Raw genomic sequence first — 15,078 nt, forward strand, 5'->3', positions numbered from 1 at the left:
CTATCACCCACAATCCATCTTAATTTCTTTAATTTCAGTGAATTTTAACGCACAGGAGCTATTAATCTGCAATTTATTGCAGGGCGAGAAAGCAACGCTCTTACCGAGGTTTTAGGGATGGGGGGTTTAACCCATCGTATTGAGCAACAGGATCAATATATTCAGAACTTCCCAATCGTAAGTTCACACTTGGTGAAATGCAAAATCCTACTGCCTTCAGGCCTAGGATGAGCTTAAACTCTTTATTCGCCGATCGCTTCTCCCCATTCCTTAATTACAGAAAATAGTGATGAGTAATCATCATCAGCAAACGACATTTTCACGGCTGTTTGCAAGATTTGCCGTACACCTTTAATACTGCTGAGATCCAAACTCTGAGATTTCGCTTCAGAGATAAACAATTCTGTATCTTTGAGCAAGTGTTTTGTGGGGAAATTCGGATCAGCATAATTGCTATCCAACATCCGTTGTAGCTTTGTGTCAAAAGTAGGTGCGTAGAGTGAACTGTCGCGCAATATTTGCATAAACACATCCACATCGACACCCTGACGCTGGACAAAAGCTAGACTCAGAGCAAAGCTAGTTGTTAGGGAAGCTATTAATTGATTTAGTGCCAATTTGAGCGCCGCCGCAGATCCCACAGGGCCTATAAGTAAAGGTTCTGTCCCAAAATTTTGGAGTAACTTTAAATGGCGTTGATATTGTTCTGCCTCTGCCCCTACCATAACACTCAACTTGCCAGCTTTTGCTTCCGGGATACTCCCTAATACGGGTGCTTCTAAATATTCACCACCACCCGCAACAACTGCATCTCTAATTTCCTGGCTTTCTGTGGGAGTAATTGTTCCCATTTGGATGATAGTGCGCCCTTCCAGAGTTTGCCAAGCAGTGTCAGAAAGCAACACATTATAAATCGCTGGGGCATTAGTAAGCATGAGGATTATGCACTCAGCAGCACGAATGGCGTGGCGGGGATGTGTGACAATTTCAGCCCCAGATGCTTGTAGTGGCGCTAATTTTTCTGGGGTGCGATTGTAGGCAACTAGCTGTATATCTGCGGCTAATAACCTTTGAGCCATTGGTAGTCCCATCAGTCCAGTTCCCAGAAATGCCACCTTCATTTTTCACGTTCCTTTAATACAGCGTCACAGCCCATCGTGGACATCGCCTTTGCATTGTTTGATTCAAATTAGTTGGGAAGTAGTTACATGAGAATTAAGATACAATCCCAAATCCCAGTTTCCTACTCCCCACTCCCTATTTCCTAACTCTGGCAATCAACCACCAGCGGCAAAAGTCACCATAATTATCACTGAAAGTAAAATACCAGGGGTAAGTAGTGTTGCTAACATTAGCAGGTCATGAGTGGACATAATTATTACTTTGAGAGTGTGTTTAACTTTACAGTAATCACTGTTATGCTAGTCTAAATCAGACTGACAATGCATTCTTAAATAGAGTTTTAACTTTTCTTTCTTTACATTTACTCAGGCAGCGTCAATCCTTTTAGTGGTTGAGAAATTTCTGTCTTGTCTAGACCTTTGCTCTGAACTAAGACTCCAAAGCCGCCCAGTCCTGTGGGATCTATAAGCTGGTGTAGTGCGTCCCGCCGCTGTAGTAACTGTGAGAGGGGTTGCTGTTGATCAGAAAGGGTAGCAATGCGATCGCCTAACCCCAACGTCATCAAAAATAATCCTTGTTGGATAAAACCAACATTTTTTAAATTACACTTCTCACCCCAGCGTTCCAAAGCCGTAAAGTCAACATGGGCAGTGATATCTTGTCGCCCAATATTAATATAAGGGTTGTCATGGAAACGGTGATGATAATAGCACTGTAGCGTTCCTTGCGATCGCCTGGGATTGTAGTAACGACTGGCGGGGTAGCCATAATCAATTGTTAACACATAGCCGCGCTGCAAGCGGTCTGCTACTATACTCAACCAGTCTAAAGCAGCTAAATTAATTTCACTGCGGTAGCCATCTGGATATCCACTTTGGGTAAAGTCGATTTCCACTAAGTCTAAATATTCAGCCAGTTGGGGCGTTGAAGGTTCTCCTGTGACTTCTACAAATGATGGGCATGAGGCATTGGTTTGTTTCTCATTCTTGTCTGTTGTCACATAAATTTCTCGCAGTTCTCCTGTCTCCAGGATGAATTGATGCACGGGGAAGGCATCTACTAACTCATTAGAAAAAAAGCAGCCAGCGATCGCATTAGATGGTATCTCCTCTAAATTGCACCAACGCACGGGTAAATCTTGCAAGCGTTGCTGCTGTTCTTGTCTTAAAGTTGGCGACTTTTCAACAATGATGTACTCCAGTGCAGTAAAAAAATCTGGGTAGCGTAGCTGATGATATTCAAGGATATACAATGCCAGCAGTCCTTGACCTGCTCCCATTTCTACCAGAGAAAAGGGTACAGGTTGCCCTAAAATTTCCCACATTTGGAAAAATTGTTCTGCTAGTAACTCACCAAAGTCAGCACAGAGGTTACCAGAGGTGAAAAAATCACCACCTTTAAAGCCAATTTTGACTGCATCGCTGGAATAGTAGCCGTATTCGGGATGGTATAATACCATATCCATGAATTGGGCAAAAGTAATTCGCTGCTGAGGACTGGTAGTAATGTGATTTGCGATCGCTGCACACAATGCTGGATTTGAATCCATAAAATTTAAGGTTTGAGATTAGGGTGTTGAGAAAATAAATGAATTATGAATGATGCAAAACAAAATTCATAATTCATAATTTCCCTAACGGTCTACAAACCCCATAATATCGACCACTGTGGCATAAGCGCTGGCATTCATTGACAGACAAAACTTGGGAAGTTTGCAGTTCCATGTCATCGCCGCTCAATGCAACGCCACAAAATGGTTCAGCATCTATCTACCTTATATCCTTACTTTATTAGTACTTCTTTCAAAGCAGAAATCGATGGTGCAAAGAAGTAGCCGCCACCAGTAGGAATCACCCAATCTTCAGGTGCAGTCAACTCCTTATTTACAGGTTGACCTTGGTCATCCTCAAGGTGGATAAAGAACTTGCGTGTGCGATCGCCATTTGGTTTGTTATTTTCACTTTGACCAATAATTGGATCGTGACCAAGGGGTAGTTTGCCGTCAACCTTGTGATTGGTAGCAGCCGGTTCACTGAAGGTTGGATTGTTAGCCCAGAATCTGGTTACAAACTCAAACTGGTCTTCAATCGAGGTCTGATAAGCCAAAAAGTGGAGACCACGATCAACAAAGTTCGGATCTTGTAGCGGATTGTTTGGCGTCGAAGGAGACACTGGGCCATAAGGAATGCCGCGACGGAGCAAGCGGTGTGTTTGAGTGGTTACTTCACTGCGGTCAATCTCTTTGGGCCCTGGGCCTCCACCTCCTGGTGTTTTGTCGTTGCGTGGATAAGTCTTGCGCGTGTGGGCAATAAACGGGCAGCGCAGACCTGTTGCATCGGCAGAAGGTGGAACTACGTCATTTTTAAAGAATTTTCCATCGGGTGGATCGTCACCGTTAAATTCAAAATCATTGTTGGCATTGTCATCATTACCTAAACTTGGGGCATCTTTTTCGGGCGTGCGGACAGTGGGAGCGCCACTAGGCCAGCGACCAATCAGCTTTGCGCTCACCTTTTGAGGGTCGGTGTCTAGGTTAGCAGCAGTATTGTTCAAAAATTTGTGAAACTTGTACACATCTTGACGCAATCGCCGGAATACAAGGTAAGAGCCATCATTAGCCCAGTGTAGTCCTGCTGAAACAACCTTACCTTTGCTATCTTCCAACTTCAGAGCATCATTGTTCTGCTCCTCATAGCCAAAAACAAACTCTCCTGGCCACAGAAGATCCTGTCCTGGTTTGCCCTGGTTTGGATTCTCTGGGTTCTGCCTGGGGGTGAGAAGTTCTTTGGGATTCTCAGAAACCCTGCCACGAATACCAGGTTGTGATACTCCATCCAGGTTGCCGAAATGCTCATGTCCAGACAGGGGTGGGGGTAAGTCGGCTCCCTCTTCAAAGAAAGTAATTCTGGCTCCGCTGCTTTTTGCGTTGCCTTTCCCGTCTGTAAATGCCACAACGCTTTCTAAGATCCGCGAAACTTCTTCCAGCAAGTCCGTGCGATCGTCGCTGGCAATGATGAAAAGCACATCAACTTTGCCATTATTCGGTCCACCCACAACCCAGCCAATAGGCTTGCCATCCTTGTCCACCGGGTCGTTCAGATCAACAGCCCGTGCTGCTAGCCCAGCTTTAAAGGATGCATCTGTAAATGAGTCAGCATCTTTGGTTAGTTTCTTCAGTCCCTCAAAAGAGAAAGCTATATTCACCCAGGTTGCCTTAACAGTGCCTTCGCGGCCTTGTCGTTGTTTGCTGGACTTGAATAGGCGGTTGAAGGCAATCACTTCTGAGGCGGTGGCAATGAAGTTGATCTGTGACTCAAGCCACTGCTTGAAAGCATTTGGATTTTCAATTTCAAGGAACAAGAGCGCCTGGTAGTCTTTATTGAACCCACCTAGAATATTGCCTTGAATGTTATTGACATTGAGAATAGGCTCATCAGGCGCTGGGACGGCGGAGAATGCCTTTGTCTGTTGACCTTCTAACGGCTCAGGAGCAGGTGCTTCACGAATTATTTGTTGTGTCATAATCAAAGTCCTGTTTATAAGAAAGCCTATTGGCTATTCCAGAATGGAAAGATGAAATCAGGTATCCCTGATGGGAACCTGTATTAACTTATCGGAGGCAGGTAAAAGAATTATGCAGCAAGTCTACCTATACTTCATGGTTAGGAAGATTGCGTTGCATAAATAAATTATACATATTTTAAATCTGGTCACAAATGGTAGGCGCGGTATCCAGCAAGGGTTTTGTATATCTGCCCAGCCCTGTGACAAGCAAAATTAAAGAAAAATAATTTGAATTTAATAAGTAAGTTTAACAATATAGTAGTTTGTAATTGCCAGCATTCGGCTCTCAGTTGTATAAATTAAATTTTGATAAAAGCTTTAGTCTTAGGACTTACGCAAAAAACCTCTCAAACTCTTATTCCTCCATGTACTCTGTGTCTCTGTGGTAGCCTGCGGCAAGCCCCTTCTCTACGAGACACTACGCGAATGCGTCTACGTTCTTCCATGACCCGTGCGTAAGTCCTGAGTCTGTAAGAAAATCAGGGGTTATTTATCAAGTAAAAATAAAATTCCTGTAGGTTGTGTTAGACGCATATTTAAATATGATTTGTCACAAAAATCATAATTAAAGCGCCTAACACACCGCTACAAAACACAGTGCGTTAGGTTAAAGCCGTAACACACCCTAACTTTTGATTTACTTTATAAATAGTTTCTTAGGTATTGATTTTCGCCCAAGTGATCGCGATGTCTACGACGGGCTACGCCAACGTCAGCCCAATTAATCGCGTCCAAGGAAATTTGTTACCTAGCCACTCACCAAAGATACAAGTACGCCATTGGGATCGCGGACACGAGCAATAGTTTGTCCCCCAGACTGGGTTTTAGGAGCATCTAATGTTTTTGCGCCTGCCCCGATTGCTCTCATATAGGCGCTGCCAACATCAGGTGTGATAAATGATATCTGAATTAATGGCGGTGGTTGTGTGGCATCGTTGGGATGGAAGCCGCCAGGAAATAACTTCTGTGCCTCGCTACTGGAGGAGAAAGCTAGTGTAGTGTTTCCGGTTTCAATTTCAGCCCAGATAGATTGCCCCTTATCCTGGAGAGTGCGACGAACTAGACCAAAGGCTTTTTCGTAAAACTCAACGGTTTTAACTACATCGTCTACCCAGATGAGCGTGTAACCAAATTTCACAGTTTTTTCTCCTTCTTAGAAAAATCAGTGCTGGCGAGGATCTTTGCTACTTCACTGTATTCGATTTGAATACACAGTAGCTTAATCCAAAATGTTACGAACTGTTGCTATTTGTGCCCCTATTTGCATTATTTCCATATCTGATGACGACCTAATAATCAGGCCCTTAACAGTGATGCGCTACTAGCAATCCCCATAGTTCTCTAAATATCAAAATTGGTACAACAAAGTTGGTGCGAATCTGCAAATTGCGGAGAAAATCTTGATGATAAAGCTGGATTGGCTTTAATTCAATATTAGCGATCGCTTTTACCCGTTCTGCCAATCAGCTAATATGGTTAAAAACCTTCATGCTTGGCCATTAGTATTCAAAAAGGCAGCAATGGTTTTTACGATTTCATGTTCCATTGCTTTATCTTGTTTGTTTTACTGCAAATTTCCAGGTGCAGTAGATATCAATTTGAGTTTATCACTCTCGCCTTACTGAATTAATGCTAATTTTTCTGAGTCTGCAAACATTGGGGCAAAGATACGGTAAGCTGATAATGCTGCTTCTTTAAGGGTTGCATTAACAATCGGAAATGTCGTGAGGATGTAGCTAAATTCATCTTCGGTTAAGCCGTAAAGGTGTGCTACCATTCCATCGAGTTCGGCACGGAGTGTGGCGCGTTCCGTTTCGTCGGTAACGCCTTGTTGATGGGAACCTAGACCAACTTCTTGCGCGAGTTCGTCAAACTCTGGTGTGGTGCAGATGAGTTTGGCGGCGCGTTGTACAATATCGTTGAAGTAGCGATCGTTTTTTGTTAGTCGTGGGATAGGTAGTTGGTAGACAATAAACATTGAAATTGATGTGGTGACTCGTTGTCGAGCCATAAAGTCAAATACAAAAGAGTTTAATAATCCACAAGTATATAAAAGTTCCTGATAATTAATAAGACTAATATTATTCAAATTACTTAAAAATAACTTATGATTAGCAAAAACGTTTGGAGGAAGTAAAGTAGTAATCACTGTACGAATATCAGTATTTCTAGCTATTTCTCGAAAAGCAAGTCTATATTTTTGATAATTTAATCTTTGCCCAGTATCTCCTTGTTTTTTAGATAATGCTTTCCGGGCTTCTGCTTCATCTATCCAATAGTGAGGTTTACCCCATTGATGCGTGAATTGATGAATCATTTTGCCTTCAAATAATGGTAGCCTCCCAGCATCTTGGTTTATATAGAATAAATTGCTATCATTTGTCATGTGAAATTCGTTGCATAATACTAAGTTCCACTTATTTTCAATCTTTTCACCCAGTAAGGGAAACTTACCCATTTTCTCAGCTATACGGATATCTACCCCATTCTTAAACTCCATCACAGATAGTGAGTCAGGCGAAAGTTGACGCACCATATCCACGCTAATCTGCAAGCTATCCTCACTAGGAAACATTTGAAGTTCTTGTAGATCCAAACGCATAAAAGCAGATGGAAATTCTGTTGTTGTACTATCTTTTTCAAAGGTAAGGACAACAAACTTAAAACGGCTATCAACCTCTTCAAAAATTATTTTACGATTCTCAAGACAGAATAAACCAGTCACTTTAGTTTGACTAAACAACATCTCTCGCAGTTGCTTAGTTCCCAAATCAGTGTAAATCCCACTAGGAATTACAATTCCGCATTCACCGCCTGAACGCAAAAGATTAAAACATTGTTCTGTAAACAGCTTATACAGATTAATATCTGTACCTGCTTTTTTACCATTCACTACAGAAATTTGATTTTTATACTGTTCAGATGAGCGATAATAAGCGCTGACATAAGGATATTAACTTTGATATTCTAACCAAGTACTTGCAATTATTGGATTTTGTAATAGTTTAGTCTGCTCTTTCTCAAAATCCTTGATATCCATCTTGTTCTTCGTCACAAGTTCATTATGCTGTGCAAAGAACTCTTTAGCTTGTGGCTTAAATATTTCCCAAGGTGGATTAGTGATAATTGCATCAAAACCGCCACGTTCTAAAACTTTGTCAAAATGATAACCCCAGTGAAACGGCTTCAAGGCTGCAATATCTTCAACCTTCAATACACGCTTCTGTGATTTTCCAGTTAACTGAACTTCCTCGTATTTTATGCCCAGCTTTTGACTAAACTCATCCAATAATAAAAGATTTAACTTTTTTTGTGATTCTTTATTAAGGTTGTCAATAGATTTACGTAAGTTCAACAACCTTGCATCTTGATGTGTTCCCAGTTCTCCACCAGGAAGTTTTTCATCACCAGGAATAAAAGCGTGTTTTTTATAAAGTTCAATAGATTTATTCTTTTCTTCTAAAATAGCCTTGTAATTATCTGCTGTGAGACGCTGTAATAAATTACCTTGTTTAGTATTTCCTACAGTATCAAAAGCGGTGTCATCTACCTTAATCAGTCCAATCAACGAATTTCCCGCCATAATATTAAAATCAATATTAGGCAATGGCTCTAATTCTTCAACATTATGAGCAGAAGAAACCAACGCTAAGAAAAGACGCAGTTTAGCAATTTCCGTTGCTTCCTCCATGATATCTATACCATAGAGGTTATCCCTAATAATGCGCTTTCTGATAAAATATTCTATGGAAAGATGCTCAGTTTTTTCAGTTTTTAACCAGTCCTTTAATTTTTGATCTCCCTGTAATTCAATTGTCCCAATAACAGCAGCATATATAAAAATCAACGTTTTCATCGCTGCCACAAGAAAAGCACCCGAACCGCAAGCTGGGTCAAGAATTGATAAATTAGGAAGAATATCTTCCATTAGTAGACGACAAACGTTTGTATCTAGTTTGATGAGAAGTTCGTTGATATCCTCAAATGGCTTATACTTATCAGATAGCGCATCATTTACGCGGTCTACAATTAACTTGTGGATAGTTCTGTCACAGAGATATTCTGTAATCTGTGGTCTTGTATAATAGGCTCCAAAAGCTTTTTGATTAATGTATTTTTCAAAAATATAACCCAAAACATCAGGGTTAATTTCATCATCTTTACCTTCCGGCGTATCATCAAGATTCCAAGAATAACGCCCAAATAAATCTAGAACTTGCTCAAACGCCTCGTCAACTATAGAAATCTCATATTTATCTTCAATGTGATGCTTGAGAAATAGTCCACCATTCAAGTATTTAACTTTTCCTACCAATTCTTGTACTGATGAATCGCGTTCAAACTCAGGTTTTGCAAAGCTTTCAAAAAATAAAGCCTTGAGAAACTCATCATAAAAATGATTTTCAGCTTTTTGTTTGCTTTGTTCTAGCTTATTTTGAAGATAATTTAAATCTTTGTTATCAATAAAATCCTTACGCTGGAGAAAATAAACAAACATCAGGCGATTGAGAATTACCGATGTGTACCAACGTCTATCTGTCTCATTATCAATTCCTTTAACAAACAGTAAAAACTTCTGGTGTTGCTCTTGAAATTCCTTGTAAAACTTTTTAGTTACTGGCTCAACATCAAACCCGTGTTTTAGTTTATAGGCAATTTCGACAACAGTCGGTTCCCCATGTTCTAATTCAGTAATATCAATAACTAAAGAACCAAGCTTACTTAAAAATAAGTCTCCTGGTTGACCTTTCACATATAAATGGTCACGGACGTAGCTTTTACTTCCTTCTCGTTTAACCCAATACCAAAGACTACGTGTGCGTTCTTGGGTAATAAAAATTAGGAGATTTTCATTTATTAATTTAGTAATTTCTTGATGAATAGCAACTCTAACTTTAGCCTCTGGTATTTTCCCATCTGTTGCGGTGATTTCAAAGATTGCAACTCCGGAAAGTTCAGTAATTCTCTGGTATTGATACGTTTTATTCTCAATCTTTAAAGTTACAGGTTTTTGTCTTGTAGGTTTAGACCAACCTAATTCTTCTATAAATAAATCACTGAATTGGAAATTAGAGAGTAAATCGCGTGTTCGTTGAAAATTAAGTGGCATAATTTACCATACTTAAAGAGTAAAAAAAAGCATGGTAAACTTGCCACTCAGAAAATAAATCTGTGGCTCTAAAAATTAAGTCCGTCAGCGCAGACTTTAAGAAACCCTATTTATACGAGTTAAATTTTTAACCATGCTTTTGATCCTTTATAAATCCTTTATCTTTCTTTGTGCTTGGGAGATTATACCGAAAATTTTTTGAGTTATTTGAGCGTCGGCTTTGTTTGTGCAACCGTGATTTTTAATTGTCAGGTATATTTGCTGATTACTTTATCAAAATACCTAATTGCTTTATAAAAATGCCTGTTTACTTTCTCAAAATACTGAAATGCTTTCTCAAAATGACCTTTGACTTACTCAAAATGCCATTTGACTTACTCATTCTGGTGTTTTCCGCAAGCAAAATGACGTTTGACTTATTCAAACTCCAGTTTGCTTACTCATTTTGGTGTTTTCCGCAAGCAAAATGACGTTTGACTTATTTAAACTCCAGTTTGCTTATTCATTTTGGTGTTTTCCGCAAGCAAAATGACGTTTGACTTATTCAAACCCCAGTTTACTTACTAATTTCGGTGTTTTCCGCAAGCGAAGGTCATTCGCGGTTCAGTTAAAACTAAAAACCTTAACCTGCGTAAATTGGATTGAGAGACGAAACCCAACATTTTGTGGAGTTTGTTGAGTTTTGCAAAACCTCAACCCGACCTACGAATATGCTTAACTAATTTAATGTTCAGTATGCGTTATCCATAACCCTTGTAAAAACTTAGCAGCGCTATGTCTCTAGATTCATTTTTGGAGATGTCTATTGTAGGATGCGTTACGCTACGCGATAACACACCTTACTATTTAACCTTTAACCAACTAAATATATCTGCTGGCGTAATTTGCCAATCTGCTAATACATTAAGAACAGTCAATTTATCATTATTATATTTTACTTCTGGCAATTTATTAGGTTGAAATACCATCACTGATTTATCATTAGAGTCAATAAACCAGCCTAATTTTGTACCATGATTAATACAAAAAATAATTTTATCAATTACACGGTTAGGAAATTGATCAGGTGATAGAATTTCAATTATCCAATCTGGAGAGATTTCAAATTTATTGACAATTTCCCCATTTTCATCAACAAGAAGCCGTGACCACTCAAATACAGCAATATCTGGAACTAAAGAACGTCCCCCAAATGTGCAGCGTAATTCAGTTAATGCTAAAGCTTTTTGCTCAGATTCACTTACCTGATTAATCTCGGTTGATAAACGAGTTTGGATTCTGCTATGTTTTCCCTGCGGCATTGGTTTTTGGTAGATTTTTTCATTAATATATTCACTAGCTGGTTTAGTTTCTGGTAATTGCAGAAACTCTGTTAAAGAAAGATTAGATGATAATACAACCATAAAAATTACTCCTAAAACAATTCCATTATATCTTGAAAGCAAATAGGCATAATTAAATATATAGCGGTTCTAAGTTGAGTCTAATACAGACTTAACCCCCAGCCCCTTCCCTACAAGGGAAGGGGAGTAAGATTCAAACCTTTCTGCTTTTAGGAGAGAGGTTTGGAGAAAGGTTAGAGTGTATTGCATACAAACGAAAGACGCTATACAATCTTAATTCGTAGTAAGTGATTCATCGCTAAAAACAAAGATTATCAGGACTAAAGTCCTTACTACAAACTTTAAAAGATACTTTTACGAACCTTGAAATAATCCTAAAGAACAAATAATTTGAGGTTCTCGCTTCTCCAGTTCTTCTGTGACAATACACAAACGGTCATCCATCCGTAGCGCCACTACTAATTCAGCCAACTGCTGATTATTAATGCCGCTTCTCAGTTGGCGGTTCAGAGTATCAATGGCTGACTGTTGCAAAGGATAACGGTAAATCTCATCAATTGCTTTTAAAAGTTCTTCACTGACAAACAGTGTTCCCTTCATCTGTTGAACATAACTCTTCAGTCGTTCATAGGTGCGGAATCTTGCACCTGATGGTCGCCCCAATTGACCGCCGGCATTTTTCTCTTCTTCAGCAATCAATTCGGCACCCTTTTTTACTAACTCGTGATGCTGTTTGTCTCTAGATATTGCTGGGGTAGATTCTTCACACGCCGCCACCCGAAGAACTGCTAATTGTGATTGAGTAACGCTATTTCCATCGCGGTCAACATAAATTAAAGAATCATTTCCCTCAGTGGTTTTCATATAAAGCAATACCCCCTCCGGTTGCACAGGTTGCGGAGTATGGGTGCGGGTAGAATAAACCACATTTTGCATTTCTTCAATCGTTTTTTTCAAGCCCGGATTACCATCAGTGGCTTTTTTCCAAATTTGAAATGCTTCTGAGGTCAAGTCAACTTCTGTATCTTCTTCACCATCTAAAACTCCAGATTTTTCGTTGTAGAGGTCGAGAATTACTCGTGCATCATCATCTTCAAAAAATGCTTCATCAGTTCCTACCACTTCAGCATTTTCTTGCAGTCGTTTGCGGAGTCGTCCCCGTAAATTAATAATCCGTTCTACTCCCTCGGCTGGTAAAAAAGAATAACAGAGAATTTGGTCAGCATTTTGTCCAATACGGTCTACTCGTCCGGCGCGTTGAATTAAGCGAATAATTGCCCAAGGTAAATCCCAATTGACGATAATTGCACAGTCTTGCAAATTATGACCTTCACTCAAAACATCGGTAGCTATTAAAACCCGCAACTCATTTGATGATGAAATTTGCTCCCGTTTTCCATTACTTACAGGGCTAAATCTTCCTGTCATTACTGTAGGGTCTTTAGATTGACCTGTCACCCCTGCCACATTAGTAATATGACTCGACTGCAAATTGTCTGCAAGGTAGCGGACTGTATCGGCAAACTGGGTGAAAATTAGTACTTTATCCTGGGGGTGAGTTATTGTTAACAGTTTAATTAAAGCAGCAAGTTTTTCATCCTTTTGAGGATTCCACTCGCCACACTGTTGCAGGACATTAATCAGTGCTTTGACATCTTCTAATAAATCCCGTTTCAGTTTTTTAATATCAAAAAGTGTAGAACGCAACCACTTAAATCGTCGTTGATATCGAGTTATATATTCTTGGTAAATTGACTCTGCTCTTTGACGAAAAACTTTTTCTGTTTTAGATACCTTCTCTTCTGCATTATAAAAATGAGTTACTTCTTCTCTTTCTACTTGCAGCGAAGTAGTAGAATCATCTTCTTCAATTTCTGTATCAAACAAGGCTGCTGCTACAGAATCGGCATCTTCATCATTATTGCTTGTATCTAATAACTCAGCATCCTGAGTTCCAATCGGAATATCAAGCCCTTGCTCTAGAGCATATAAATAAATGAAGTTCCGTAAAATGTGACGTTCAATTGATTGAATGAAAACAACGCCACTACTTTCTAAACGTTTAAACAAATTAGTGCGAGAAAAACCCATTAACCTCCTACCACCACGAAATAAACTATTAATAAAGCGTTGTTCAGTATCTGTGGGCGGCTGTATGGATTTAGCAATAACATAATTTCCTAGCCCATAACGAGGTAAATTCAGTTGATTGATTATTTCTACTACCGATTCAGAGTAAAGACGAGAATAAAAGTCAGTGTCCGTACCTTCTAGAGGAAACTTGAGACTCCGAGGTATACGCTGGGGAAAATAAGAATGTCTGCCATCAGAAAATTCTAAATATTTACGCCCTGTTTCATCTGTGTAGGCATAATTATCTTTAATAAAAGAGCGAGTGCGTCGCACCATGTAGCGCTTCATCAATTCTCGCCAGTCATCAGGATGTTCGCTTTTCTCAAAGGCAGCTAAAGAACGTACAGAACATTGATGCTTTCTAATAAACTCTAATTCTCCTACCGAACTGCCACCAAGTTCATTAATTAAAGCTTCTGGTCTTAATCCCAAATCTTCGTCTTCTGGCACAAATAGCCGCAGTTGGGCAGAAAGGTCAAGATAACTCTTATTATAAGGAGTAGCTGATAATAAAATACATTTACTTTCGTTAGCTGCAATATATTCTGTAATTGCTCGATAACGTTTACCTTCGCGGTTACGTAAGTTATGACTTTCATCAATTAACACAACTCGGTAACGGCGGAGTTTTGGTAATTTATTTTGTACTTGACTAATTGGCATAACTTCGGCAAGTAACCGATAGTTATTTACATATTCTTGCCACATTTGCACCAAGTTTTTTGGGCAAATAATCAGTGTTTCTAAAAAACAATCTTCTTGTAATATCTTGGCAAGGGCGGTTCCAACTAAAGTTTTGCCCAAACCAACCACATCGCCCACTAACACGCCGCCACGCCTAGTTACATGACGTGCTGCTAGTTGCACAGCGGCTTTTTGAAAGTCAAATAAGTTATTAAATTCGCGCGGGATACGAAATTCTGAAAGTCCGGCGATCGCTTCATGGGATAAGTGGTAAGCTATCTTTAAATAGATGTAGTAAGGTGAGATTAACTCTTGCCTCGCCCAACTCTGATCAATAATTTCTGCTAGTTCTTGGGAAATATCTACACAACCGTAATCTTGCCAGCGATCGCTAAACCACTTTTGCAGCTTATTGCAAGCATCGTGATCTAAAATATCAACATTTAACTCCCCTTGTTTCGCCAGTCCTGGAAGGGTTAAATTACTACTACCCAAGAATCCCACTGTGGGAGTGTTGGGGTCATTCCGATGCACAAGATATAACTTGGCGTGGAGAGGATGACGCAGAAACAGTTTAATAATTAGTTTCTGAGTTTTTAGCTGATGACTTAACCGCCGCAACCCCGCTTCATCCTGATTAGTTGGCGCACCGATAGTCAACTGCTTGCGAAATTCTGATGCCATGCGTTTTTTAAACCGCATGATGGTACTGTTGTCAATCCGTCCATCACCACTAACAAGGGTAAATGCCGCATGAACTTCATCACTGGGCAAGCTTTGCATCCCAATTAGCAAACGGCAACAAGCCTTTTCACTACCAATATACTGTTCAATCAAATCATCAATTCTTCGCCAACCTCTGAGGTTGAAGTAGCCAACGCAAAAATCTGCCCGATAAGAGACTTTGAGAGTTTCTCGCAAAATCAGTAGCAGTTGTAAATCAATGTTGTCAAAAATCCGGGGCATTACTCAAAAATCTATAAATATTTCGTACCTATGTTATATGAGTAAAAAATTTTTCCAGCCAGATTAGTGAAGAGTGCAAGACAAGAGACGTGATAAATCGCCGTCTGTACAATAATCAGTCCCTCGTAGAGACGGCGATTTATTGCGTCTTCAAAA

9 protein-coding genes are annotated in these 15,078 nt (G+C 39.7%); all 9 read right to left on the reverse strand.

Annotation, left to right across the window (positions count from 1 at the left end):
* Positions 1-242 precede the first annotated feature (242 nt).
* The 9 genes from V7K48_RS24575 to V7K48_RS24615 all read right to left on the reverse strand — a co-directional run bounded on the left by V7K48_RS24575 (position 243) and on the right by V7K48_RS24615 (position 14,922).
* Positions 243-1,121 (reverse strand): NAD(P)-dependent oxidoreductase, encoded by an 879-nt coding sequence (locus V7K48_RS24575; RefSeq protein WP_335076229.1) that lies wholly within the window; start codon positions 1,119-1,121, stop codon positions 243-245.
* A 362-nt stretch (positions 1,122-1,483) separates the two neighbouring features.
* Complete coding sequence (locus tag V7K48_RS24580) at positions 1,484-2,671, reverse strand: class I SAM-dependent methyltransferase (protein ID WP_335076231.1); 1,188 nt, start codon at positions 2,669-2,671, stop codon at positions 1,484-1,486.
* A gap of 233 nt (positions 2,672-2,904) precedes the next feature.
* On the reverse strand, positions 2,905-4,644 hold the full coding sequence (locus tag V7K48_RS24585) for a Dyp-type peroxidase (RefSeq protein ID WP_335076233.1): 1,740 nt from the start codon (positions 4,642-4,644) through the stop codon (positions 2,905-2,907).
* Positions 4,645-5,434: 790 nt separating this feature from the next.
* Entirely contained in the window at positions 5,435-5,824 is a 390-nt protein-coding gene (locus V7K48_RS24590) for a VOC family protein (protein WP_335076236.1), read from the reverse strand.
* 166 nt (positions 5,825-5,990) lie between these two features.
* Positions 5,991-6,149, reverse strand: coding sequence for a GAF domain-containing protein (locus tag V7K48_RS24595; RefSeq protein ID WP_335076238.1), 159 nt, complete (start codon positions 6,147-6,149; stop codon positions 5,991-5,993).
* Positions 6,150-6,304: 155 nt separating this feature from the next.
* The gene (locus V7K48_RS24600) at positions 6,305-7,579 is read right to left on the reverse strand and encodes an Eco57I restriction-modification methylase domain-containing protein (protein ID WP_335076240.1); all 1,275 of its coding nucleotides are present in this window, start codon (positions 7,577-7,579) and stop codon (positions 6,305-6,307) included.
* A gap of 60 nt (positions 7,580-7,639) precedes the next feature.
* Positions 7,640-9,796: an Eco57I restriction-modification methylase domain-containing protein gene (locus tag V7K48_RS24605; RefSeq protein ID WP_335076242.1), complete on the reverse strand. Its 2,157-nt coding sequence runs from the start codon at positions 9,794-9,796 to the stop codon at positions 7,640-7,642.
* 842 nt (positions 9,797-10,638) lie between these two features.
* Positions 10,639-11,199, reverse strand: coding sequence for a Uma2 family endonuclease (locus V7K48_RS24610; RefSeq protein ID WP_335076244.1), 561 nt, complete (start codon positions 11,197-11,199; stop codon positions 10,639-10,641).
* Between the two features lie 294 nt (positions 11,200-11,493).
* Positions 11,494-14,922: a helicase-related protein gene (locus tag V7K48_RS24615; RefSeq protein WP_335076246.1), complete on the reverse strand. Its 3,429-nt coding sequence runs from the start codon at positions 14,920-14,922 to the stop codon at positions 11,494-11,496.
* Between the last annotated feature and the right edge of the window lie 156 nt (positions 14,923-15,078).

Source organism: Nostoc sp., from assembly GCF_036919615.1.
In the GTDB taxonomy this organism is placed as follows: Bacteria; Cyanobacteriota; Cyanobacteriia; order Cyanobacteriales; family Nostocaceae; genus Nostoc.